Origin of the sequence: Victivallis vadensis (genome assembly GCF_003096415.1) — a bacterium.
In the GTDB taxonomy this organism is placed as follows: domain Bacteria; phylum Verrucomicrobiota; class Lentisphaeria; order Victivallales; family Victivallaceae; genus Victivallis; species Victivallis vadensis.
In genome coordinates this window covers 180,259-203,650 of sequence record NZ_QEKH01000003.1, presented here as the reverse complement: position 1 = coordinate 203,650, position 23,392 = coordinate 180,259, and the positions used below count along the sequence as shown (strand labels likewise).

General features: G+C 61.2%; 29 protein-coding genes and 1 CRISPR repeat array. Of the genes, 22 read left to right on the top strand and 7 right to left on the bottom strand.

Features of this window, described 5'->3' with window-relative positions; genetic code table 11:
* Positions 1–9: 9 nt before the first annotated feature.
* From pyrR to C8D82_RS03155, 4 genes are read left to right on the top strand one after another with little or no spacing between them, the layout of a single operon-like run.
* A complete protein-coding gene (pyrR, locus tag C8D82_RS03170; protein ID WP_116882819.1) occupies positions 10–573 on the top strand; it encodes a bifunctional pyr operon transcriptional regulator/uracil phosphoribosyltransferase PyrR in 564 nt (187 codons plus the stop codon).
* Positions 574–595: 22 nt separating this feature from the next.
* A complete protein-coding gene (locus tag C8D82_RS03165; RefSeq protein ID WP_116882818.1) occupies positions 596–1,522 on the top strand; it encodes an aspartate carbamoyltransferase catalytic subunit in 927 nt (308 codons plus the stop codon).
* Complete coding sequence (locus C8D82_RS03160) at positions 1,519–2,790, top strand: dihydroorotase (protein ID WP_116882817.1); 1,272 nt, start codon at positions 1,519–1,521, stop codon at positions 2,788–2,790. The genes C8D82_RS03165 and C8D82_RS03160 overlap by 4 nt, the downstream gene beginning before the upstream one ends.
* Positions 2,787–3,938 carry a M20 metallopeptidase family protein gene (locus C8D82_RS03155; RefSeq protein WP_116882816.1) on the top strand — a complete coding sequence of 384 codons (1,152 nt, stop codon included), beginning with the start codon at positions 2,787–2,789 and terminating at the stop codon, positions 3,936–3,938. The genes C8D82_RS03160 and C8D82_RS03155 overlap by 4 nt, the downstream gene beginning before the upstream one ends.
* Positions 3,939–4,168: 230 nt before the next feature.
* Positions 4,169–4,800: a CRISPR direct-repeat array (repeat unit 30 nt; unit sequence GTTTCTAATCCACTACGGTTGGAGGGGGAC).
* 49 nt (positions 4,801–4,849) lie between these two features.
* On the opposite strand, the gene C8D82_RS03150 is transcribed toward C8D82_RS03155, so the two are convergent.
* From C8D82_RS03150 to C8D82_RS21005, 4 genes are read right to left on the bottom strand one after another with little or no spacing between them, the layout of a single operon-like run.
* Positions 4,850–5,359 (bottom strand): hypothetical protein, encoded by a 510-nt coding sequence (locus tag C8D82_RS03150; RefSeq protein WP_116882815.1) that lies wholly within the window; start codon positions 5,357–5,359, stop codon positions 4,850–4,852.
* A 26-nt stretch (positions 5,360–5,385) separates the two neighbouring features.
* A complete protein-coding gene (locus C8D82_RS03145; RefSeq protein ID WP_116882814.1) occupies positions 5,386–5,943 on the bottom strand; it encodes a helix-turn-helix domain-containing protein in 558 nt (185 codons plus the stop codon).
* Positions 5,944–5,945: 2 nt separating this feature from the next.
* A complete protein-coding gene (locus C8D82_RS03140) occupies positions 5,946–6,293 on the bottom strand; it encodes a hypothetical protein (protein WP_133245039.1) in 348 nt (115 codons plus the stop codon).
* Positions 6,293–6,445, bottom strand: a complete 153-nt coding sequence (locus C8D82_RS21005) for a hypothetical protein (protein ID WP_165832799.1) — start codon at positions 6,443–6,445, stop codon at positions 6,293–6,295. Before C8D82_RS21005 ends, C8D82_RS03140 begins: the two co-directional genes overlap by 1 nt.
* 72 nt (positions 6,446–6,517) lie before the next feature.
* Between C8D82_RS21005 and C8D82_RS03135 the strand changes: the two genes are divergently transcribed.
* Complete coding sequence (locus C8D82_RS03135) at positions 6,518–6,916, top strand: hypothetical protein (RefSeq protein WP_116882812.1); 399 nt, start codon at positions 6,518–6,520, stop codon at positions 6,914–6,916.
* A 93-nt stretch (positions 6,917–7,009) separates the two neighbouring features.
* Here C8D82_RS03135 and C8D82_RS03130 read toward each other — a convergent pair whose 3' ends face one another.
* The gene (locus tag C8D82_RS03130; protein ID WP_116882811.1) at positions 7,010–7,375 is read right to left on the bottom strand and encodes a hypothetical protein; all 366 of its coding nucleotides are present in this window, start codon (positions 7,373–7,375) and stop codon (positions 7,010–7,012) included.
* Between the two features lie 417 nt (positions 7,376–7,792).
* On the opposite strand from C8D82_RS03130, the gene C8D82_RS20525 reads away from it, so the two are divergent.
* The 3 genes from C8D82_RS20525 (at position 7,793) to C8D82_RS03115 (ending at position 9,098) form a co-directional block, all read left to right on the top strand.
* A complete protein-coding gene (locus tag C8D82_RS20525) occupies positions 7,793–8,158 on the top strand; it encodes a helix-turn-helix domain-containing protein (protein WP_133245038.1) in 366 nt (121 codons plus the stop codon).
* 86 nt (positions 8,159–8,244) lie between these two features.
* A complete protein-coding gene (locus C8D82_RS03120) occupies positions 8,245–8,460 on the top strand; it encodes a zinc-ribbon domain-containing protein (protein WP_116882809.1) in 216 nt (71 codons plus the stop codon).
* A gap of 50 nt (positions 8,461–8,510) precedes the next feature.
* Entirely contained in the window at positions 8,511–9,098 is a 588-nt protein-coding gene (locus tag C8D82_RS03115; protein ID WP_206212701.1) for a four helix bundle suffix domain-containing protein, read from the top strand.
* 3 nt (positions 9,099–9,101) lie between these two features.
* Here C8D82_RS03115 and C8D82_RS03110 read toward each other — a convergent pair whose 3' ends face one another.
* The gene (locus tag C8D82_RS03110) at positions 9,102–9,413 is read right to left on the bottom strand and encodes a hypothetical protein (RefSeq protein ID WP_116882808.1); all 312 of its coding nucleotides are present in this window, start codon (positions 9,411–9,413) and stop codon (positions 9,102–9,104) included.
* Between the two features lie 703 nt (positions 9,414–10,116).
* On the opposite strand from C8D82_RS03110, the gene C8D82_RS03105 reads away from it, so the two are divergent.
* The 3 genes from C8D82_RS03105 to C8D82_RS03095 are packed head-to-tail and all read left to right on the top strand — an operon-like array spanning position 10,117 to position 11,369.
* Positions 10,117–10,464: a hypothetical protein gene (locus C8D82_RS03105; RefSeq protein WP_133245037.1), complete on the top strand. Its 348-nt coding sequence runs from the start codon at positions 10,117–10,119 to the stop codon at positions 10,462–10,464.
* Positions 10,454–10,741, top strand: a complete 288-nt coding sequence (locus tag C8D82_RS03100; RefSeq protein WP_116882806.1) for a hypothetical protein — start codon at positions 10,454–10,456, stop codon at positions 10,739–10,741. The genes C8D82_RS03105 and C8D82_RS03100 overlap by 11 nt, the downstream gene beginning before the upstream one ends.
* A gap of 4 nt (positions 10,742–10,745) precedes the next feature.
* Complete coding sequence (locus C8D82_RS03095) at positions 10,746–11,369, top strand: hypothetical protein (protein WP_116882805.1); 624 nt, start codon at positions 10,746–10,748, stop codon at positions 11,367–11,369.
* 17 nt (positions 11,370–11,386) lie between these two features.
* Here the strand turns inward: C8D82_RS03095 and C8D82_RS03090 are convergent, their stop codons facing one another.
* A complete protein-coding gene (locus C8D82_RS03090) occupies positions 11,387–11,731 on the bottom strand; it encodes a four helix bundle protein (protein WP_116882804.1) in 345 nt (114 codons plus the stop codon).
* Positions 11,732–11,800: 69 nt separating this feature from the next.
* On the opposite strand from C8D82_RS03090, the gene C8D82_RS03085 reads away from it, so the two are divergent.
* From C8D82_RS03085 to C8D82_RS03035, 11 genes are all read left to right on the top strand, one after another.
* The gene (locus C8D82_RS03085; protein ID WP_116882803.1) at positions 11,801–13,324 is read left to right on the top strand and encodes a hypothetical protein; all 1,524 of its coding nucleotides are present in this window, start codon (positions 11,801–11,803) and stop codon (positions 13,322–13,324) included.
* Between the two features lie 62 nt (positions 13,325–13,386).
* A complete protein-coding gene (locus tag C8D82_RS03080; protein WP_116882802.1) occupies positions 13,387–14,925 on the top strand; it encodes a phage portal protein family protein in 1,539 nt (512 codons plus the stop codon).
* Positions 14,897–15,430 (top strand): hypothetical protein, encoded by a 534-nt coding sequence (locus C8D82_RS03075; RefSeq protein WP_116882801.1) that lies wholly within the window; start codon positions 14,897–14,899, stop codon positions 15,428–15,430. The genes C8D82_RS03080 and C8D82_RS03075 overlap by 29 nt, the downstream gene beginning before the upstream one ends.
* Before the next feature lie 21 nt (positions 15,431–15,451).
* The gene (locus C8D82_RS03070) at positions 15,452–16,822 is read left to right on the top strand and encodes a phage head morphogenesis protein (protein ID WP_116882800.1); all 1,371 of its coding nucleotides are present in this window, start codon (positions 15,452–15,454) and stop codon (positions 16,820–16,822) included.
* 147 nt (positions 16,823–16,969) lie between these two features.
* A complete protein-coding gene (locus C8D82_RS03065) occupies positions 16,970–18,067 on the top strand; it encodes a phage protease (RefSeq protein WP_116882799.1) in 1,098 nt (365 codons plus the stop codon).
* A gap of 3 nt (positions 18,068–18,070) precedes the next feature.
* Complete coding sequence (locus C8D82_RS03060) at positions 18,071–19,282, top strand: SU10 major capsid protein (protein ID WP_116882798.1); 1,212 nt, start codon at positions 18,071–18,073, stop codon at positions 19,280–19,282.
* A gap of 3 nt (positions 19,283–19,285) precedes the next feature.
* Complete coding sequence (locus tag C8D82_RS03055; RefSeq protein WP_116882797.1) at positions 19,286–19,690, top strand: phage protein Gp36 family protein; 405 nt, start codon at positions 19,286–19,288, stop codon at positions 19,688–19,690.
* Positions 19,691–20,101 carry a hypothetical protein gene (locus C8D82_RS03050; protein ID WP_116882796.1) on the top strand — a complete coding sequence of 137 codons (411 nt, stop codon included), beginning with the start codon at positions 19,691–19,693 and terminating at the stop codon, positions 20,099–20,101.
* 64 nt (positions 20,102–20,165) lie between these two features.
* Positions 20,166–20,507, top strand: a complete 342-nt coding sequence (locus C8D82_RS03045; RefSeq protein ID WP_116882795.1) for a hypothetical protein — start codon at positions 20,166–20,168, stop codon at positions 20,505–20,507.
* The gene (locus C8D82_RS03040; protein ID WP_116882794.1) at positions 20,504–21,217 is read left to right on the top strand and encodes a hypothetical protein; all 714 of its coding nucleotides are present in this window, start codon (positions 20,504–20,506) and stop codon (positions 21,215–21,217) included. Before C8D82_RS03045 ends, C8D82_RS03040 begins: the two co-directional genes overlap by 4 nt.
* Before the next feature lie 9 nt (positions 21,218–21,226).
* Complete coding sequence (locus C8D82_RS03035) at positions 21,227–23,341, top strand: hypothetical protein (protein ID WP_116882793.1); 2,115 nt, start codon at positions 21,227–21,229, stop codon at positions 23,339–23,341.
* Positions 23,342–23,392: the final 51 nt, after the last annotated feature.

The following is a 23,392-nucleotide window of genomic DNA, read 5'->3' as shown; positions in this document are numbered from 1 at the left end:
GAGTGATTCATGACGCTCAAGAAACAACTCTATTCGCCGGAGGAGATGACCGCAGCGATTTCGATGATCGCGGCGGCGATCCGGCGGGATTTCGACACCGACGGTTCCGTGCCGTATGCGCTGGTCGGACTCTACAACCAGGGCGTGCCGCTGGCGGAACGCATCTGCGATGAAATCGAGCGGGCCACCGGGCGCCGTCCCGAACACGGCCGTCTCGACATCTCCATGTACCGCGACGACGTCGGGCTGCGCAGCGGCCTGCCGCTGATCCGCGAAACCGTGATCCCCTTCAACATCGACGGGCACAAGATCATCCTGGTCGACGACGTGCTCTCCTCGGGGCGGACCATCCGCGCCGCGCTGGACGCGATCACCGATTACGGGCGGCCGAATATGATCCGGCTGGCGGTGCTGGTCGACCGCGGCGATCCCGAATACCCGATCCGGGCGGACTACGTCGGCTTCAAGCTCGACCTCGACCCCGCCCACAAGGTCGCGGTGCAGTTCGACGAGGACGGCGACGAAGCCGGCATCTTCGAAGTGAACTGGCAGCAGAAACCGTTAAACCGATAGTTATAGAAGGACACACCGCCCTATGGAGTGGACCAGAAAAGATTTGCTCAGTCTCTACGACCTGAGCGCCGAGGAGATCACCTTCCTCCTCGACACCGCCGAGGAGTTCAAGAAGGTTTCGGAGCGGAACGTGAAAAAAGTTCCCGCCCTGCGCGGCAAAACCGTCGTCAACCTCTTCGTCGAACCCAGCACCCGCACCCGGGTCTCCTTTGAACTCGCCGAACAGCGCCTCAGCGCCGACATCGTGAATATGCAGGCTTCGAGCAGCAGTCTGCTGAAGGGCGAAACCCTGCTCGACACCGTCCGCAACATCGAATCGCTGCAGGTCGACCTGATCGTGATGCGCCACAGCGCCCCCGGCGCGCAGGCCTTCATCGCCAAGCATTTGAAGTGCGGCGTGGTCAACGCCGGAGACGGCGCGCACAGCCATCCGACCCAGGCGCTGCTGGATATTTTCACAATGCGCGAGAAGAAGGGCGCCCTCAAGGACCTGAAGGTCACCATCGTCGGCGACATCCTGCACAGCCGCGTCGCCCGCAGCAACATGTGGGGGCTTCTGAAACTCGGCGCCAAAGTGACCCTTGCCGGTCCCTCCACGCTGGTGCCGCGCGAATTTGAAGCGGCAGGCGTGCGCGTCTGCCACAACCTCAAGGATGCGGTGCAGGACGCCGACGTGGTCAACCTGCTGCGCATCCAGCATGAGCGCCAGAGTGCGGGCTTCTTCCCGAGCACCGGCGAATACGCGAAGTTCTTCGGGCTCAACCGGCAGAACCTGCGCTGGATGAAGCCTGACGTGCTGGTGATGCATCCGGGGCCGATCAACCGCGATGTCGAACTGACCAGCGAAGTGGCGGACGGTCCGAATTCCGTGATTCTCGAACAGGTAACGAACGGGTTGGCGGTCCGCATGGCGGTCCTCTTCCTGGTAGCGGGGTGTGTGAAAAAATGAGCAGTTTTATTTTCAGGAATGCCCGGGTGATCGACCCGGTCCGTAAAATCGATTCCAGGGGCGATGTCGGCGTGATCGACGGCCGCATCGCGGAGGCCTCCGAAGTCCGGGGCGGCGAGGTGATCGACCTCGGCGGCAAAGTGCTGAGTCCGGGTTTCATCGACCTGCACGTGCATCTGCGCCAGCCCGGCAACAATATGGCCGAAACCATCGCCTCCGGCACCGCCGCGGCGGCTGCGGGCGGCTTCACCTCGGTGGTAGCGATGCCGAACACCAATCCCCCCGCCGACACCGCCGGGGCGATCGAATTCCTGCGCCAGACCGCCGCCAAGAAGGCGGTCGTGCGCGTGCTTCCCTGCGGCTGCATGACCAAAGGATACGCAGGCGAGGAGATGGCCGGAATCGGTTCGCTGAAGGCCGCCGGAGTGGTCGCGCTCAGCGACGACGGCCGCTGCATTCAGGATCACGCGCTGATGCGCCATGTGGTTGAATACGCGAAGTCTTTCAACCTGCCGATCCTCGACCACTGCGAGGACAAGTGCCTCGCGGCGGGCGGCGTGATGCACGAAGGCAAGTGGTCGGTGCTGCTCGGCATGAACGGCATCTCCGGCGCTTCCGAGGAGCTGATGATCGCGCGCAACATCATTCTCGCGCGCCAGATCGGCTGGAAAATCCACATGCAGCACGTCAGCGTCAAGGAGAGTGTCGAACTGCTGCGCAACGCCCGCGCCAAAGGCATCCCGGTCACCGGCGAAGCGACGCCGCACCACCTGACGCTGACCGACGAGTGCATCAAGAAATACGACACCAATTACAAGATGAATCCGCCGCTGCGCTCCGAAGAGGACCGCCTGGCCCTGATCGCGGGCGTCGCCGACGGCACGATCACCGCGATCGCGACCGACCACGCGCCGCACACGATGACCGCCAAGATGGTGGAATTCGACTACGCGCCCTTCGGCATCATCGGTCTGGAAACCGCCCTGCCCGTCTCTTACGGAGAACTGGTCGCCAAAGGCGTGATTTCGCTGCCGAAGCTGGTGGAGCTTTTCACCGCCGGACCGGCCGATATCCTCGGCTTCGACGACTACAGCCTCGCGCCGGGAAATCCCGCCGACCTGACCGTGTTCGATCCGGAAGCGAAGTACACCGTGGACAAAGAACAGTTCAAGTCCAATTCGCGCAACACCCCCTTCGACGGCTGGGAAGTGCAGTGCAAAACCATGCTGACCATGGTCGGCGGCAAGATCGTGTACAACGAATTATGAAAACCGCAGCCGACATCCTGCCCGGAATCATCGAATTCCGCCACAACCTGCACCGGATTCCGGAGCTTGCGGGGCATGAAACGCTGACGCAGAAAGCGATCCGCGCCCGGCTTGAACCGCTGAATCTGGAGGTGCTCGCGCCCTTCCTCGGCACCGACACCGTCGCGCTGCTGCACGGGCGCGGCCCCGGCCGCAACGTGACGCTCCGCGCCGACATCGACGCGCTGAAAAACACGGAAAATACCGGTGTGGAATACGCTTCCGTCCATCCGGGCATGATGCACGCCTGCGGCCACGACGCCCACACCGCGATGGTGATGGGTGCCGCCGAGATCCTCGCCTCGCGGCGGGAGGAATTTTCCGGCAGCATCCGCTTCGTCTGGCAGCCGGGAGAGGAAAATCAGTCGATGGGCCGCGAGTTGATCGCCGCCGGGGCGCTGGAGAATCCGAAAGCCGACCTCGTGACTGCTCTGCACGGCATGCCCGGGTTGCCGGTCGGCATGCTCGGCTGCCGGACCGGTGCGATCATGGCTTCCTGTGCCCATTTCAAGGTCACGGTACACGGCAAAAGCGGCCACAGCAGCCGCCCGCACCAGGCGATCGATCCGGTGCTGGCGGCCAGTGCGATGGTCGTCGAACTCCAGAGCATCGTATCGCGCCGGATCAATCCGCAGCACGCCGCCGTGCTCAGTGTCTGCCGGATCGCCGGCGGCGACATCGCCAATGTGATCCCGGACGAAGTGGTGCTCGAAGGAACCGCCCGCTCCCTTGATCCGCACGATGACGCGATTCTCGAAACCGGTTTCCGTGAAATCGTCGAATCCGTCGCCCGCGCCCACGGCGTGACCGTCGACATCGACTATCACCTCGGCTACCCGGTCACCCTGAACCGCCCCGAAGCCACCGAGCTGGCCCGGCAGGTGATCCGCCGGACTTTCGGAGAAGCCGGTTATACCGAGCTTCCCGAATCCTCGATGGCGGCGGAGGATTTCGCCTACTATTTGCAGAGATATCCGGGAGTTTACGTGAAACTCGGAACCGGGGAGAATTGTCCGGCGCTGCATAACTCGAAGTTCGACTTCCCGGATGAGGCGCTGAAAGTCGGCATCGAATATCTGGTGGAATTCGCCCTCGCCGCCCTTCGCTGAGCAAGCAAAGCGGCGGGCGGCAAGATGCCGCTGCCGGATGCGCGCTCTACGCCCTTCGGGGGCGCGCGGGCGACTGGCACAGGTAAGGCACCGATCGGTTTCCACAATATTTTTGCAATTGCAAAATAACGAGGAACGATAGTGACGAAGCCGAACGCCATGACCGGTCTCCCCCCTTACGATTGGAGAGAGACCGGCCATGACGACCAGTTCGGACTTTGCGATGAATAGTTTCTAATCCACTACGGTTGGAGGGGAACCACGTTCTGATACGAAAAAGTATCTGTCATCTCATTGGTTTCTAATCCACTACGGGTGGAGGGGAACACCGGCCGCCAGCCGTAAACCGCGCGCTTTCCATCGTTTCTAATCCACTACGGTTGGAGGGGAACAGGGGATCGAGAGCGACCGGCTCCGCGCGAACGGCGAGTTTCTAATCCACTACGGTTGGAGGGGGACCATTTCCACATGACCCGGCAGGTATTTTTTTACAAAGTTTCTAATCCACTACGGTTGGAGGGGAACTTCACACTCTTGACCGTGCCTGCACCTTCGTCACTGGTTTCTAATCCACTACGGTTGGAGGGGGGACTGGACCAGATGCCTTCCGCCTTGTCCTCGGTCGTAAGCGTTTCTAATCCACTACGGTTGGAGGGGGACCCGGGCGGACAGGAAAAGGCGATCCAGATCATCCCGATGTTTCTAATCCACTACGGTTGGAGGGGGACGATCCGAACCGCCTCCCCCATCGTTTCGACTTCTTTCGTTTCTAATCCACTACGGTTGGAGGGGGACTCGTTACAGACGACAAATACGAGGATGTAGTCTGCCAGTTTCTAATCCACTACGGTTGGAGGGGGACGCCTGGAATCCCACTTTGTACTTGCGATTGTCGTTGATCGTCGCCATCGTCACGCCTCCTTTTCGCCTTTGAGCTTGAATACCGCGAGGTACTTCCCGGCAAGCTCGGCATCGGCCCTGCCGTCGCGCAGAGCGGCGAACTCCTCAAGCGTGCAGCCGATCAAACGGAGAATCACGCCCGGCTGCACGTCGCATTGCAGGAGCTCGGTGACTGCGTCGGGAATGTTCGTGCAACCGGCCCGGTCGATCACCTCCTGCAGGTCGGCGATCAGGGCGCGCTCGGCACGTTCCTGTTTCTTGCTCGCGGCACTGTACGGCCCGGCGGTCTTGGCCGGTCGGCCGCGGCGTTTGCCGGGAGCCTTCTCCGCCTCCGGCAAGGCGGAAACTTCGCCGGTCGCGGTATTCAGTACCATCGGCGGCGGCACCGCCAGCCCTTCAAGGCAGTAACGCGCCTCGTCGACGATGTCGAGCAGCTCGTGCATGGCCGGGTGCTTGACACCGGCGCGGAGTCCTTCGACCGCGACTTCGATCCGGGCGAAATAATACGCTTGTTTTTCCATAATGATCCTTTCTGCCCCGGAGGGCGTTAATAGATGACCTCAAGGTCGTTAAAACTTTCGTCAACCTCCAGCCGCACCGGCTGCAGGTAACGGCAGACGGTCGGCTGACTCACCCCGGCAACCTCGGCTAATTCCTCCTGCGACAGTTCCGGGCACTCATACGCAAGGCGCAGAACCCGCCACCGCTCCGGCTGCGCAGCGGCGAACGTGCAAAGTGCCACCGCATAGCGGTAGGTCCGGGAGGTGCAACCGGCCTCGAACCGGATGGAGACCGCCCGGAGCCACTCCGGGCATTCTCCGTCAAGCTCGCGTGCGGTGAAGTCCCCGGCGTCGCCGACTTCGGCTTTGGCAAGGTGGCGCATAATCGTCGTATGGCTGACCCCGCGGGCGACTGCCAGCTCGCGGTAGGAGAGTTCCGGGACCTCGAAGGCCATTCGACAACTGCCCCACCGGGCCGGATCAGCGGCAGCGAAGTCGGCCAGCCGCAGCATCCGGCGGCAGGTCACGGTCGACGGGTAGCGCCTGACGTCCACCCAGTTCGACCGGTCGCTGTAAAGTTCGCTCATGACTTCAAACTGATCCACGGTCAGCAGCCCCCTCGCAGTTCGAGCCGGCCCTGAATCCCAGCCAGCATGGTCAGGTCGGAGGCGCGCAGCGGTGCAACCGGGCGCTTCCAGATGACGTCGATCATGCGACAGAGCAGCCGCTTTTCGCAGTCCGAAAACTGCGATTTGACGCCGATCGCGGCATTGAGCTTGCCTTGAATTTCGATCAGCGTCACATATTCCGCGGCCGCCAGCGGAGTCTGCTGACAGCCCCACGCGATATCGATCGCCCGGCAGAGCAGCGAACGCTCGAACTTGGAGAGCCGCCGACAGGCGCGCGGCAGCGCCATCGGCAGCGGCGCGGTCATTTGTGCAGCAGTACGACGCATCAGCGAACCCTCCACTTGCAAGCCATCCGGCGGCAGGCGTTGCAGCGGCGCCGCTGCAGCAGGATCAGTCCCAGGTTAATCCCATGAATCAGCAGGGCCAGCCCCGCCAACACAAACGGCACGGACAGCAGGATGATATCATACATAGGCATATTAGCGATCCTCCTTGCATTTCATGGTTTCGGGTGCTAAATTGAAGTCAGTCACAGAAAGGGAGAGACTCAATGAGCAATTCAGGTTATATCCGGGAATTCCGTTCGTTCCGCAGTCAAATTCAATCCGCTTTGCCGACTGAGGAGTTTGCCGAGGGTGTTTACGAGCGTATCGACACGTTGCCGACACGCCTGACGGAGCTGGTGAGGCGGCGCGAAGAAGTCGCCGCATTTCTGCGCAAAACACCCGCGATGCAAAAGCGAGCTCTGACGGCGTTGCCGGTTCATGACGCGGCGGATTTGGCGGCGTTGGCCATCGGCGCGTTAAATATGGCGACAAACCTGTATGAGGCCCTTGACTGGCGTGCCGTTCCGCTGAGCGGCGGCTACCGGGAAAATGCGGCCGGCGCTTACCTGCTGGCGTGTGATGTACTGATGCGGACATGCAACGGTCTGGAAGAGATTGATTGAGTTCCCGGATTGCCCGCTCGATCACATTGACGTCACGGCGGTTCGGCAACCGTTTCTGTAATTTACGCAGGTCGCGGATTATTTTTTCCATGATTACCGGCCCTCCTGCGCGAAAGGAGATACAACCTGAAGTTGTGCCAGAAACGCACGGAACGCACTGACTTTCAGAGTCATGCCGATTCCGATCTTAACGGCTTCCTCGGTGTTGACCGTGGTATTGTTTCGGCGGACAATTCCCATGGTTTCCGCAGAAGCCGTCAGAGCATTTTCCGCCAATTCCTGAAACAGTTTGTTCGTGGCCCGTTTCAAACCGGGGATGGCCTCCGGGCAGGAAACTTCCTGCAGAATACGCACCGCGCGGTCGAGATACGCCTCCATGATGCCGAGCGCGACCATACAGCCCTCCGCTTTGGCGCGTTCGAGTTGGGTAAGCGGGGTGTCGTTCTGATTGATGTCCATGTTTCAATTCTCCTTTGCTTGTCCTCCATAGCCCGACGGGCGGCGGAGGGTGGTTGTTAAAGCTCGATGAGGTCGAGCGGGTTGCAGTTCAATGTGATACCGTTGTTTCCGGTTCTTCCAGTAAATCGTGCCAGGTATGGCCGGGAAAAGCTACTGCGAACTTCATCGCTGTGCGTGGGGTGCGCACGCCGCGAACCTCAGCATCATGTACGGTCTGTGGTGTTACCCCGGCCCTTTCCCCAATTTCCCGGAGAGTCAATTTGCTTTTGATTCTCAGGTTTCTAAGTTTTGTCATTATGGCCTCCTAAGTGTATCTACGCTTAAAATAAGCGAGATTACGTTTATTTCAAGCGTACTTACGCTTTTTTCTTGAATTTTCATGTTTTTTGATATAGTTTACGAAAAAAGGCGTAAATTATGACAGAACAAAATTTCTCCGATGCACTTTGGGAAGCGTATCGTCGTGCGGGGACACAACAATGCTTAGCCAAGCAAATTGGAATACCCCAAAGTACGATAGCCGGCTATTTTAGTGGGCGATATTCCATTGGAAACATGACGGTATCGACTTTGATAAAACTCTTCCCCGATATGGCGATTGACTTCTGGGGAAGCGATACTTTTGACGAAGAGCCGATGCGGGATGAACTGCTGGAGATTTTTGATTCTCTGGGGCCACGGGATCGAGCGCGCTGTCTGGCTTTGCTTGCGGCGCATTTCGGCGATAAACTGCGGGAGGAACCGCAGCCGGCTAAAAAAGTGGCCGGGAGTCAGGTTTCGTGAGAGGGTGGATTAGTCGGACCGGTCGGACTTGTCGGACTGGTCTGACAGAGAAATTGAACTTAAAAAACGGAGGAGGGTAAATCGACATGGCAACTTTAATCAAATGCCCGACTTGCGGGAAGCAGGTCTCCAGCAACGCGGCGACTTGTCCCGGCTGCGGTGAAGTTATCAACGCCAAAATGACAAAGCCGGCCGGAGCGATCAATCTGAAAGACCCTGTCCATCTGATCGGCGTAATTCTCGCCGGGCTGGTCATTCTCGGCGTGATTGTGGCAATCATCGCCAGATTTTCCTGCTTGTGAGGTCGGACTGGTCGGACCGGTCAGACTTGTCCGGCGGAAAGGGGAAAATAGTGTCCGAGCCATTGATTCCGAAACACGGCGGCTACCGACGGCTGATCACCTACCGGCTGGGCGTGCTGATCTATGACGCGACGGCGGCGTTTTGCGCCCGCTACATCGACCGACGCGACCGGACGCACGACCAGATGGTCCAGGCGGCCCGTTCCGGCGTTGCGAACATCGTCGAAGGTTCCGAGGCCGCCGCCACCAGCAAAAAGACCGAGCTCAAACTCACCAACGTCGCCAAGGCCAGCCAGGAAGAGCTGCTCTTCGATTATCAGGCGTTTCTGAGGCAGCGCAAGTTGCCGGAGTGGCTTTCCGACAGCCCGAAGGCGCTCGCAGTGCGGCAGGCCCGTCCCGAGAACCTCGCTCAATTGCGCAAACTCATGGGCCTTCTGATGTCGGACCAGTCGGACCGGTCGGACAAGTCAGACAAAAAAGCCGAGGTCGCCGCCAACACCATGATCGTTCTGATCAACCAGGAAACCTATCTGCTCAACCGCCAGATTGCCCGCCTTGCCGCCGATTTTGAGCATGAGGGCGGCTTCACCGAACGGCTCTATCGCGTTCGCCGCGAGCATCGGGACGGCAAAGGCTGACCATCAGACCACCTTGTAATCTTTCCCCGGCACGAGCTTGCCGGGATCGAACCGGTACCGGGGCGGCCGGGCCGGCCAGTTCCCGAAATACCAGGCCAGCAGCCGCCGGACCGCGCCCGCATCCATGCCGGCCGGCGGATCGACCGTGGCGACGGTTCCGCCGTAGGTGGTTCCGGTTTCGACCTCGCCCAATTCCGGCTTTCCGTAACGCTCCCACCGGCGCGCCGCGCAGTTGACCGCGTCAGCGGCGCTGAAGCCGTGCAGTTTAACAATAGCGAGCTGCCGCCGCAGCTCCGGCCCGATTCGTAATTTCATGCTTGCCTCCTGTCAGACTTGTCGGACCTGTCCGACCGGTCCGATGCGTCTTTACTATGTAGCAACTTTTTGAAAAAAAGTCAATGCTGCTTATGTAGCAAATTTGATTTTTTATGATTACTTCATGCCGGAACCGTGTTACAGCCTATTATATTAATATTCAACAAGTTGAATATTAAAAATCTGTTTTTGTGAATAAAAACGGCCTTTTGGCCCCATATATAGAGGGGCCTTTCCTCCTTCTCCGGGTCGTGGTTGTCCCGGTTTTCCCGCCGGGCGGCGTTCTCTCCGCGTCGCCCGGCTCCTTTTATCGCAATCACCGCCGGGCTCTGTCGGCCAACCGGCAAAAACCATGACCGAACGCAGCCCCGATTACGGGGTTTTCTCCGGGCGAATCGGAGAAATATTTATGCTCCTGTGGCAGAGAGAGGCACGTCCGGTGCGCGACAACGGGCGGTTTGCAGGGTTCCGCTGATCACGGGTCGACCGCTGCCGGGAGCGCCATTTTACGAACCTTTCAGACATCCCTTCGGGGTATAAAGGATCGGCCCCGTTGTGGGGCCAGGCCGCGTCGGTGTCGCTCACCGCTCCGCGGCTTTTTTTTCGCAGGCAAGTTTAACCCCCTCGCAACGGAGGCGACATGGATTTTTGGGCGGGATTGACGGGCGGGCTGGTGGGAACAGGCGGGGCGGGAGGCGTTTTTATGTTTTTTCTCAAACGCTTTTTCGCCCGGCAGGACCGGCTCGAAGAACGGTTGGAACGGTTGGAAAAAGAACGGTTTTCCCGGCTGGAAAAGCAGGTGGAAACCCATTTGAAGGAGGACAAGCCGGGCGAAGTCGCGCTGCAGTTGAAGCATCTGGCGGAGGCCCTGAAAGAGAACTCCAGTCTGCAGCGTGAGAACGCGCTGCAGATCGCCCGGATCGACAAGAACTGCGCCGCCGGCCACGCGGAGCTTATGAGAGAAGTTTCCGCCGACAAAGTCTGGCTGGCCAACATCAATGAGGCAGTGCAAAAGCACATCACCAATGGGAGGATACATCGTGGAAACTGAAATCGTTTTTATTCTGCGTCAGGCGATTCTGATCGCCGTGCGCGACTCCTACGGACCGACGACGCTGGAGCGGGCGCTGCGCCATTCGGAACTCTTCGGGGCCGAACCGGAAGCCGTGCTGCGCGAGTGGCGCGAACTGGAAAAACACGGCTATCTCGAACCGCTGCCGGGTTCATCCGGCAAATACCTGCGGCTGACCGAAAAGGGCGCGGCCCAGGCCGAATACCGGCCGGGCGCGGCAGACCCGTTCATTCACGGCGTCAAAGCGATGGGGTGACGGCATGGGCGGACCGCGAAGCAATCTCACGTATCATCCGCCGGAAATCCGCCGCCGGGTCTACCAGCTCCATTACGAGGGACGGACCGGCGCGGAGATCGTCGCCGACCCGGAGGTGGCCGAAAGCATCCGCCGTACCGGCTACCGGCTGCACGGCAACACGCTGACCGCCGCCTGGCGGAGCGACGACTATCAGGAGTACCGCCGCCGGCGCGAGGAAACCGAACAGCGCATCGGCAACGCCCGCTGGGCGGCGGAGGCACTGCGCGACACCGCCGGCATCGGCAGCGTCGCGGACATGGCGCAGATGGCGCTGCTGGAACAGTTGCGGGAACTGGCGGAAAAAGGTTCCGGCGATCCGGCGGAATTGTTGAAACTCGCAACCGCGGTCACCCGGATCAAGGCGGCGGACAGCGACGAGCGGAACGCCCGGCTCTCCCGGCAACTCGAAGAACTCAAACGTCTCCGGGAAGCCGCCGAGGCCGAACACCGCTCCCGCGAAGCGGAGCTGGAAGCGAAGCTCGCGGAGAAGGAAAAACAGCTCTCGGAACTGGAGAAACTGATTCCCGGCGTCGACTCCGGCAGGGTCGCCGACGCGATGGACCGGAAATTTGGAGTTGAAAGTTGAAAGATGAAAGTTGAAAGTCAGGACGAAAGCGAGGCAATCAATCCTTGCAGCATACGGGATATTTCTTTGAGTTCTTCTGTGAATTTCCGGCAATCCTCCCGTGTCATGATTCCAACTTCGGAAGCAATGTAAATCTGGGTACGAAGTTCCGCCGCGCTGCCTTTGGCAATAGCAAGAAAGTTGATGAATTCTTTATGGGTTCGCCGTTCCGCTCCTTCCGCGATATTGGATGGGATGGAAACCGCTGCCCGTGTCATCTGACCTTTCAGTCCGCAGTCGTTGCAGGAACGTAATGACTTGTAAAGTTCAACGGTCATCCGGCAACTGCGTTTCCATACGGTTAATTCTTCAAAAGATTTCATCGTTCTCTCCGTTTTCGACTACTTTACACTTTCAACTTTATACTTTCAACTCGAAAACCGGAGGTTTTCATGGGATATTTTCTGCCGTATCAACAGCGCTGGATCAACGACGAATCGCCGCTCAAGCTCTACGAGAAATCGCGCCGGATCGGCATTACCTACGGCACGAGCTACCGGGCCGTGCGCAAATGCCTGCGCGAAAAAGACGGCAGCAGTTTTGTTCAATGGGTCAGCTCCCGCGACACCCTGACCGCGAAAGAGTTCATCACCGACTACGTCGCGATGTGGTGCCGCGAGGCGAACGCCGTGGCGCGCGGTCTGGAAGGCGACAACGTCGAAGTCGTGGACGAACAGCACGGGATCACGGCATTCGTGGTGCGGTTCCGGAACGGGGCGCGAATCTGCTCGCTTTCGAGCAATCCGCTGGCATTCGCCGGCAAAGGCGGCGACATCCTGCTCGACGAAATGGACCTGCACGAAAATCAGGAAACCCTCTACGCGATGGCTTATCCGTGCATCACATGGGGCGGCCAGCTTGAAATCGTATCGGCATACAGCGCGGACGGCTCGGAAAATACGCAGTTTGCGCAGCTCTGCCGCGAGGCGGCGGGGGAGAATCCGAAAGGATTTTCGTTCCACCGAACCACGCTGGACGACGCGATTGCCGAGAGCTTCGTCGAAAAGGTCAACGAGGTCAAGCGCAAAAAGGGGCGTCCGGTACAGACGCGGGAGGAGTTCCGCGAACAGATCCGCCGCGGCTGCGTCAACCGAGGCGCGTTCGAGAGCCAGTATCTGTGCATTCCGAATCAGGCGACCGGGCAGCAGGCGATCACGCCGGTTGATCTGGCCGCGGCGAAACAGAAATTCGAGATTCTGCGCAAGCATCTGACCGGGAACGCCGGGCCGCTGGACCTTGCCGATCCGTGTGTCGGACTTTACGCCGACCGGCGCTACTGGTCGGACCTGTCCGACTTGTCCGGCTGGTCCGGCCGGGTCTGCTTCGGCTGGGACATCGCGGTAACCGGCGACCTCGCCTGCATCTGGCTCAACGAACGGCTGCCGGGCGACATCTACCGGCTGGCGGCGTGCCTGACCTTCAAGAACTGCAAGGTCGAAAGCCAGCGGCGGGTTGTCGAAGCGATTCTCGACGGGCTGCCGTATGCGGTCGGCGCGGGGGACGCGTCGGGGCTTGGAACCAGCGACTGCGCATCACTGGAGGCGCTCTATTTCGGCCGTTTTCTCGGACCGAAATTTACGGCCCCGTTCAAACTTGCGATGTATACGATGCTGCAGGGGGTCTATGAGGCGCGGCGACAGTTGCTGCCGGCGGCTTATCCGGAAATCGCTTCCGACGTGGCGGCGATGCGGAAGACCGCGAGCGCGTCGGACCGGCTCGTTTTCGCGGCGTCGCGAAACGAACTGCTGCCGGATTCGCACTGTGACCTGATGACTGCCGGCGCGCTGGCGGTCTGGGCGGGCGAAACGATCGACGGCGGCCCGTGTTTCATGGCGGTGCCGGAACGCCCTGCGGCGGCCGGCGGCGGAGAATACGACCGGTACGCCAGATACAGGACCGGCCGGAACGCATGGTAACCGGTCAAATCAGTCGGACCGGTCGGACCGGTCGGACAATGTTTTAACTTGAGAGGTGGTTTATGATTCTTGACCGATACGGGCGGCTGATACCGGAAACGACGGAGTCGAAACCGGCGAGCGGCATGCAGATCGTGATGCAGCCGCTGACGGACCGGGAGGGGCTGGACGTGTCGCGGGGGCTGACGCCGCGCGACGTGGACCGGATTCTGGTTCAGGCGAACGGCGGGGACGTCGAGGCGCAGTGCCGGCTGAGCCGGGAGCTGCCGGAAAAAAGCCCGGCGGTCGCTCACGCGCTGCGGACGCGCCGCAACGCGCTGACAGGATGCCGCTGGCACATCGAGCCGGGGGACGGCTCAACGCGCGCCACGGAGGCCGCAAAGCGGCTTAAAAGCGATCTTGACGCGGCGGGGACGGCGCACCCGAAGGCGGGACGGCTCTGGAGCTTCCCGCAACTTCTGGCCGGGCTGACCGACGCGGTGCTGCCGGGATTTGCGGCGGCGGAAATCGTATGGCGGCCGGGCGGGCTGGGATTTTACGGGTTCCGGCCGGTCGAACAGCGCTTTTTCAGCTTCACAAAAAGTTATTCGCCGCGGCTGCGCACGACCGGCCACCTCTACGAGGGCGAGGAACCGGGATACGGGAAACTCGTGTTTCACGCGCTGCACGACGGAATCGACCCGGTGCGCGGCGGGCTGATCCGGCCGTTGGCGTGGCTCTTTTGCTTTTCGCAGATCAACCACAAGGACCTGCTCAGCTTCATCGAACGGTACGGGATGCCGTTTGTCCGGGCGACGGTGGACCAGGCGACCTGGGAGAAGGAGAAGGTCACGCTGAACGACCTGATCAGCAATTTCGGCCCGCGCGGCGGCGGCGTGTTTTCGCGCAACGTCGAAGTCGAACTTCTGCAGGCGGCCAGCACCACCGGCGACGTCTATTTCCGGCTGCTGGAGTATCTCGACGACGCGATCACGAAGGTGCTGCTCGGCCAGACCGCTTCGAGCGGCGACTCCTCCGGCCTCTCCGGGGGCGATGCGCAAAGCGAGGTCCGGCACGACATTCTCGCCGCCGATGCGCGGGCGCTGGAGGAAACGGTCAACCGTGACCTCTTCGCGGTCTGGATGCGCTGCAATTATCCGCCCGGTGTTCCGTCGCCGCGGCTGCAGATCGAAACAGAGCCGCCGGAGGACGAAAAAGCCGCCGCCGAGAAGAACCTGATCCTGGCTCAGACGATTCAGTCGCTGGCCGCCGTCGGCTACAAGGCGGATGTCGCGGCGGTGTCGAAGATGTTCGGCCTGCCGCTGACCTATGAACCGCCGCCGGAAGTCGGCCAAGTCGGCCCGGCCCTTGAGCTGGCGGAGCTGCCGGACAAGCCGGACCGGTCTGACTTGTCCGACGCTCTGGAGGAGCTGTTCGGCCCGGCGGCGGATGCCGCCGACCGGATCGTGGAAATCCTCGACGACGAAACGCTCAGCGACGAAGAGCGCCGGGAGCGTCTGCGCGGAACTGAGTTTGAAATCACCGGCGGCTCCGGCATGGAAACATTGATGACCAGAGAGATGGAGAAGCGGTATGCCGAAGGTAAGAATCGAGGTAAATGACGCGGAAACGCTCCGGCAGCTTGACGCGTTAAGCCCGCAGGCCCATCTCGCCGCCTGGACGGAGGCGGTCCGGCGGCTCGTCGAACAAAAGGCGCTCAAGTTGGGCGACCGGATCGGTCCGCGGGTGGCGGACGCGATCACCACCCGCGAGGAGGGGCTCACGGCGGAAATCCTGCTGGATGGCCCCGACGCGCGCATCGGCGAGCATATCCATTCCGGCGGACCGATCCAGAGTTCCAACGGCAAGGTCCTGGCCATTCCGACGAAATGGAACTCCAACAAGGAGGACTTCGCGAGCACCTACGGCGAAAACTATTTTATCCTGCTCCGCAGCCGGAAACGAAATCGCGCGTATCTGTTCAAGACCCCCGGCAAAGGGGAGAAACTGGGGCGTCCGATGTTTGTGCTGACGCCGAAAACCAGACCGCAGAAGCCCCGGCCGTGGTGGCCCGATGATGCGGAACTTGAAGCCGCCACCGTGAATTTTTTTAAAGAGAACTTTTAGTCCGCCAAAGGAGAGAAGCCGATGCTGCATCAGGGCGCACAGCGCAACTTCATCGAAACCCGCGTGAATCTGCCGACCGCGAAAAGCAGCAGGGAAATCGCGCGGGACGTGCCGCCGGGCATCCGGGCGGGATCGTTTTTTTCCTCGCGCATTTCGCAGGCGCACGTAGCGGACTATTACCGCTCCACGCTGGACGATTACCTGAAAGGCGGAATCAGCCGGGACGAATGCCGGAACCGGATGCGCCGGTTCGCCCGGCAGCACGGTCTGGATGACGGGAGCAACGCTCTGACGAACATCGGTTCGACTTCGCGGCTGAATCTGATTATCGACCAGAATGCGAAAATGGCGAAAGCGGTCGGAACTTACGAGCGGATGTACTCTCCCGGCCATCTGGAGGCGTTCCCGTATGTGATCTACCGCGCGTCGGTACGGAGCAAAAAACCGCGCGCCTCCCATCAGAAATACGATGGAATGATCATCCGAAAAGATGATCCGTGGCTGCGGACGCATACGCCGCCGTGGGAATTCAACTGCACCTGCGAACTGGAGGAGTGCAGCGAGAAGCGGGCGGGGAAAGGCAAGGTCAAGACGCCGACGCCGTCGGATCAGGTGAAGCTCGAAAGCCGCAGCGGCTTTGCGTTTGACCCGGCGCAGGCGTTTGAAACGCACGATTTATCCAGCCTGCATCCGGTCAGCCGGGCTTCGATCGTTCGCCAGGCCGAGGAGGCGGTCCGGAATCAGGAGCTCGGCAGCGTCGGGCTGATCGCCGCGCCGCCGCTTCAGGGGACCGCGCCGTCGCCGCTGCCGGAACTCGGTGCGGTGAAGGACGGTTTCGACGCGATGAAGGAATCCGCGAGGAAAGAAATTGAAAAGGTCGGCCTTGACCCGGATCGCCTGCCGGACTACAAGGAGGTCAACCGGGCGTTCGAGCAGGCCGGCCGCCAGGGGAAGAACGTTCCCGGCAGCGTGATCGACAAGTTCCCGAAGGAACCGTTCGAGGTCGCAAAGTTGAATCCGCGCGCCGCCGAGGCTGCCGGGCTGCCGGAGCTGCCGGTCAAGCTCGGCCGCGGCAATCCGCATTATGGAATCGAACACCTGTGGCGGAACCACAAGGAGCTGTTCGCCGATCCGGACGCTGCGATCCGGCTGCTGAAGGAAACGCTCGGCAACCAGAACTGCCGCGTCGTCGTCAGCCTGAAGCGGGCGATGGTGACGGAGGGAACCCATAGAGAAATGAGAAAGGTTCCGATTTGCCTGAAGCGGATCGTGCTGCACAATCCGCAGACGCAGGCTTACTGCGTGCTGGTGTGGGACGGCAAGGAGCTGAAGCTGGTAAGCTGGAACAACGCCGGTGACGATTACGGCGATTCGGAATGGACGCTGAAATAAGAAAAGAGCGGCGAAAGGCACACTCAATCGTGAGCTAACGCGCCAAACCGCTCAACTTTCACTATACCACGTTTTACCGAAAAATCAAGTCGGACAGGTCTGACTGGTCGGACTTGTCCGACATTATCTAACAAAAGGTTTGCGCAAATGAAAATCACGGAATACTCCGGCCTGGAACTGTCGGAAGTGGGACGCGACGCGGAAGGGCTGCCGGTGTCGTGGCCGATCCTGCGCGCCGGGGACAACATCATCACGCGGCGCGATTCGATGCCGGTGAACCTCGAACTTTCAGCCCAGGAACTGCAGGACATCGCGGCCTATCAACAGGCGAAGGGCGCGAAAATCCCGATCGACTGCCAGCACGTGGTCAGCAATCTGGCCGGCAAGCTCGGCATCGACGAAACCGAACTCCTGAAGAAGCTGCCGCGTTACAGCGGCGTCGCGGGGTTCGGCAGGTTGGAGGCGCGCGGCGACGCGCTCTATCTGACCGACGCGGAGTGGCTGCCGATCGGCCGGGAGGTGATGAAGGCGGGGCAGTTCCGCTATTTCTCGCCGTCGATCCGGGGACTCGACGGCAAAAGCCCGCTGCGCGTCCAGAGCGTGGCGCTGACCAACAACCCCTGTCTGCAGCATCCGGCGGACCTCGCCGCGAGCGAAGATGAAGACGACGTGACCCCGGAGCAGGTCCGGGCGGCACAGGAATCCATAACCCAATCAAAGGAGGCCAAGATGCCTGAAGAAACCAAGACCCGGACGGCTCCGGAACCGGCCGCCCCCGCGGCACCCGAACCGGAGAAGAAAACCGACGGCGAACTGCTCGCCGTGCTGAAGGAGGTGCTCGGCGACGACGTGACGCCGGAAAATCTCAAAGTCACCCTTGCCGCGCTGAAAACCCAGGCGGAAGCGGCCGGGGAGCTTTCTGAAAAAGTCAAAGCTCTGGAGTGCGCGGAAGCCGCGCGGCAGGAGCGCGAGGAGGCGGAACACCGCCGGCGGGTCATCGCCGAAGGCTTCCGGCGCGGAGTCCTGACCCCGGCCCGGCTGGATACGCCGTACATCAAAAAGATGAGCGCGGCGGAACTCGCCGACTACTGCGACAGCCTGCAGGACGGCATCTTCGCCCCGGTCGGCGTGCTGGAGCTGTCGGACCTTGACGCCAAACCGGCCGAGTCCGACCTCTCCGGGCTGTCGGACGTGCAGAAGGCGATCCGCGAATCCACCAACAACGCCAGAACCATCAGGAGATAAGCAATGCCGAACGAAATCAAGACCTATTCGCTGACCAACAAGGCGCGCGACCTTTCGAGCGCGATGAACACCGTGATCGCCGGGAAAGGACGTTTTCTGTCCCGGTTCAAGTCGGCGTCGCCGGCGACCAACCACAAACACGAATGGCTGGAGGATCAGATCAAGGGGCGCGGCTTCACCGTGACCGCGTATGCCTCCGGCAAGGCGACACTTTCCGCCGCGGACTTCCTGCGGGTGAAAGTCGGAACGCGCTTCACCGTGGCCGGGCATCCGGTCGTATTCAAGGTCGCCACGCTGGAGGAGGCCGACAAAAAGATCACCGCCGCGGTCGTGGCGGCAAACGGCGACACCGCCAAAACCGCGCTCGCGGCGGGCGACATCTGCCGGATCGTCGGCACGCCGGTGCGGGAGAACTCGCGCGAAGGCGACGGCGAATACACCCGCCGGACGGTCGGCAGCGCGTACAATCATACGCAGATCATCCGCAAGGACCTCGGAATCAGCAATTCGGCGCTGGCCACGAAGACGATCGACCAGGTGGAGAACTCCATCGCGCGGCAGACGGAGTTCGCCCTTCAGGAGATCGACCGCGACATGAACCGTCAGGCGATCTGGGGCATCCGGACCGAACGCGATGAAGCGAACGACGTGTTCGGAGAGGCCGGCGGCCTTTACAACTTCGCGACCGCGCTCGCCGTGGACGCTTCCGGCGGCCGTCTGACCAGCAAACTGGTCAACGATGCGGTGATGAAGGTCACCGAGGAAGGCGGCAACCCGACCGCGCTGTACTGCACGCCGGATCAGGCGCGCGTGCTGGCCAACGAGTACAAGAACAACATCACCGTGATGCGCGACGACAAGGCGCGCGGCGTCTACGTCGCGGTGGTCGTCAACGAGGCGAACGGCCAGAACATCGAAATCATCGGGGACCCCGACTTCAACGATGCGGACGCCTGGCTCTGCGACGACGACTGCTTCGCGCTCAGTTGGATGCGCCCGGTCGGGGACACCGATTCGACGCCGCCGGACGCTGACGGAATCAGCCGGAAGATGGTCGGCGAGTTTACGCTGGAATTCCACAACGCGAACCAGCGGTGCTGCCGGATCAAGAACCTGAAGGCTCCGGCCGCCGCGCTCGCCGAGATCGCGACCGATCAGCGCAGCGTCAACATCGCGGCCGACACCGTGACCGTCAACTCCGCCGCACAGGCGTGACGGATGTACGCCGACGCGGATGAACTGCGCGTCAGGATCGGGGAGACCGTCTTCGATGAGATTTACTCTGAAGAGACGGACGCCGTGACTGACCTGACCGATGCGGAAGCCGAGATCAACGGCTGCATCGGCCGCCGTTACGCGGTCCCGGTGACGGCGGCTGCGTCGCTGCCGCTGCTGAAGGGATGGACGCTGACGCTGGCCGAGGAGCGGGCCTACGCCCGCGCCGCCGGTGCCGAGTATTCCGAAAAGGTCAGCTCACGGGTCGCGCAGGTGCGCAAATACCTTGAGGAGATTCGCAGCGGCCTTTTCCTGCTGCCGGATGCGACGGAGAACAGCACGAACGTGTTCACGCTCCACCAGAGCGACCCGGAGGTCTTCGGGCGCGACAACATGGAGGGGTTTTGAATGAAGCTGCATGAGATTGCGCGGGAACTGCGGGAACTGCTCGGCGAACACTTCCGGACGGTGCGCGTGACCGCCATCCAGAACGCCGACCAGTTTCTCGCCGAACTCACCGCGGTCAACCCGGACAAACTGCCGGGCGTGCTGGTCGTCTTCGACAACTTCCAGTTTGTCGCGACCGGCACGATCCGGGAGGACCGGATCACCCTGGTCCTGATCGACCGCTTCCGGAAAGGCAGCGACGACCGGGCGCTCGGGCTGTTCGAGGCGTCGGAGAAACTGCTCGAGCTGTTTCCGCCGGAAGGCCGGACGCTCGGCGACGTCTTCATTCGCCCGGAGGACTGCCTTGCGTCCTCTCCCAAAGCGGACTTCGCCGCAATGGCGTTGGGGCTGATCGTCAGTCAAGGGATTTAACCGTCGGACCTGTCGGACTTGTCAGACCGGTCGGACAGGTCCGACTATCAGAGGAGTTTTGATTATGAGTATTGTATTCGGCCTGGCCTCGTTCAAAAACGCCGTGGCGGGGCTGCATCTGCAAACCGTCACCTACGGCGAAACCGCCTCCACCGCGGAGGCGATCGACGAGGACGGCAACATCGAGCAGATCGATATGTACGGCAAGAAAAGGACCATCCAGTGCGAAGGAAACGTCGTGGCGGAGGGTGATATTTCCGCGCTGACCGTCGGCGGCGAACTGACCATCGGCGGCAAAAAGTACACGATCGACAATGTGTCGGTCAGGGAGGGCGTCAACGGCCACAAGACCGCCAGCATCAACGGTTCCGCTCCGATGGAGGCTGCCGAAGGAGGCGGATCGTGAGTCGATATGCCGCGGCTGAACTTCAACAGCTCGCCGGTGTGGAGTTCAACCGGATTCTGGCCGGCGACGGAGAGCTGCGCCGCCTGGAAAGCCTGAAATACGACAAAAACGCCGAGACGCGGCTGCTGCTGGAGGTTATGAACCTGGGCGACTTCCGCATCGGGAAACTTCCCGTCCGGCCCCTGACGGCCGCGAAATGGGCGTTTCTGTGGATGCTGGAGAACCGGTACGCAACCGGCGGCGCGATCCGGACGATCGATCTCGACGTCGCGCTTTACATCCTTTCCGCCCCCGATCTGCGGGAACTGCGCCTGGCGCCCTGGGAGATACCGGGAGCCGCCGCCGGTTATGCCGCGGCGACGGGGCTGGAGGCCGCGGACGCTCACCGGGAGGCCGCCGCCTGGCGCGACGCCGCCTTCCGGCCGCTGGAGCTGATGCCGCCCGCCGACCTTGCAGATGAGCCGCCGCGCTATGACGCCGAATGGCTGACCCGCATCTGCGGCGTCGCGGTGCGCGAAACCGGCGAACCGTGGGAACGGGTCATGCACGGGATGAGCCTTTCGACGGTCTGCTGCGCCTACGTGAACTTCGCCCGGCGCGAAAGCACGGAACCGCACCGGTTCCGCCGGCGGCCGGACGCCGAACTTGAGGCGCAGATATCCGCCCGAATCGATGAGCTTGCGGAAAAGTTTTTGTCGGACCAACAGTGAGGAGTATTTATGGCCACAGTCTGCAAAATAACGCTCGACGCCGCAGAGTACCGCAAGGAGCTGGAAGCGGTGGTAGCGGAAAGCCGCGCGGCGGCCGGCAGTCTGGCGAACCTGCCGGACCGGCAGGTTTCCGTCACCGCCGACACCACACAGGCAAAGGCCGCCGTGGAGGAGCTGGCCCAGACGCCGACGCCGGAGATCGACGTTCCCGTGACCGCCGACGACGCGCCGCTGGAAACGGTACGCGAGGAGCTGGAACAGACTGATGCCGCCGCGCGGAAGACCGGCGGGATTCTGGCGAAATTGATTCCGGTATCGTTGCGGGAGCAGGCGGCTCAGGCTTTCGGCGCGATTCGCGAGGAGATGAACAAGACGCGGGGCGGCGCCGGAAATTTTCTTGGAAAATTCCTGGCCGGCGGCGGGGCGATCGGAATCATCGCGGCCGGAATCGCCAGTCTCGGCAAAATCGCCGTGACAGCTTACCGCAACTGGATCAACGGCATGAAGGAAGCCGGCGAACTTGCGCAGCGGAATGCGGCAAATATCCGGGAAGCCGCCGAAGCGAACGAGCAGCTCCGGCAGAAGTCGGATGGTTATTTGTCGCGCCTGTCGGAATTGAGTTCGGCGGAGCAGCTCTCCAACTCCAACAAAGCGGAAGCGCGGAAACTGATCGCCGACCTGACCAAATCCTACGGCGACCTCGGCGTCAAACTGGATGAAACCACCGGCAAGCTCTCCGGCGTCGATGAAGCGATGGTGAAAAAGCTCCAGCGCGACAAAGACCGGCGGATCGCGGAAATGGAAACCGAGTTGAGGCAGTTGCAATCCGACAATGCCGCTCAGGCGCAGGTCCGCGACAATGCGGGAATACCGGTCTGGTTTGGCGGCGATGTCCGGCTCGGCGGCGAAGCGGACGCCAAAGAGGCCGGGCAGAAGATCGAGGAGAACGTAAAACGCATGACGGAGCTGCGCAGACAGCTCCACGAGCAGCGCCGCTCCGATCCCGTTGCCGACTTCCGCGCGAAGCGGCAGGCCGAAAATGCCGACCTTGCAAAGGGGAATCAGGAACGAAACCGTTCTTTTGGACAGCGCAAATCCGACGACGCCTTCAATGCCGCCAAAGACATCGACGTCAAAATCGCAAACCGCCGTCAGGGAATCGATGCGGAGCGCAGCAGCCGGCAGCGGGTCGAAGCGGAAGCCGCGCTCGGTTCTGCGCAAACCGATTATGAAAAAGCGAAGAGCGCTGGTGACCGGGATGGTATGCTGGACGCGGAAAAGCGGATTCTGCAGGCCAAGCAGGCAATCCTGGCATCAGATGAGAAAATTTATGCGTTCGAGCAGCAGATCGACACTCTCAACCGCCAGCGGGCGGAGGCCGTCAAGAAGATTACCGACCAGGCGAAGTATGAGCTTGATTACAACAAGCTGATCGCCGCCGCGGAGTTTGAAAAAGCCGCCGTGCTGAAGCTGGAAAAAGAACTCAAGGATCAGAATCTGAAACTCTCCGAGGAGGAGAAGAAAAAAATCCTCGAACAGCGGGAAGCCCTCCAGAAGCAGGACACGGCCAAACAGATCGCGGAAGCCAAAGAGGAGGTCGCTCTTCAGCAACTTCTGGTCGACGGCAATTATGAAGCCTATGAAGCCGAAAAGCTCCGCCTGGAGATGAAACGTCAAGGCAAAAAGCTGACCGAGGAGGAAACACAGGAACTGCTCGAACAGCGGAAGGCCTTGAAGGAACTGAACCTCCGGCAGAACCTGCAGGAGCAGGCCTACGGCCTTTACGGCGAGGCGATGACCAAAGCCGGACGCGGCCGGGAGTTCGAGGAGCAAAAGGCGCTGCGCGATGCCAGGAAAGCCAAAGGCGGCGAACTTTCCGAGGAAGAAACGGCGATGGTCAAACAACTGTCGGCCATCAGTTACGCGATGGCGAACACGCGGGAAACCTCGCTCGGCGACACATCGGTCAAGACCAACAGCCTGACCGCACGCGGCGGTTTCGCCGGCGGCGCCAAGCTGCCGGAGTCGGACAAGATCAACCGCGAAATCGCCAACACCAACAAACAGCAGCTTGAGCAGATGAAACAGATCGCGGCAATCTGCGAAAAACTTGGAACGTTTTAAGCTGTCGGACCAGTCAGACCAGTCGGACAGGTCGGACCCGTCTGACCGGTC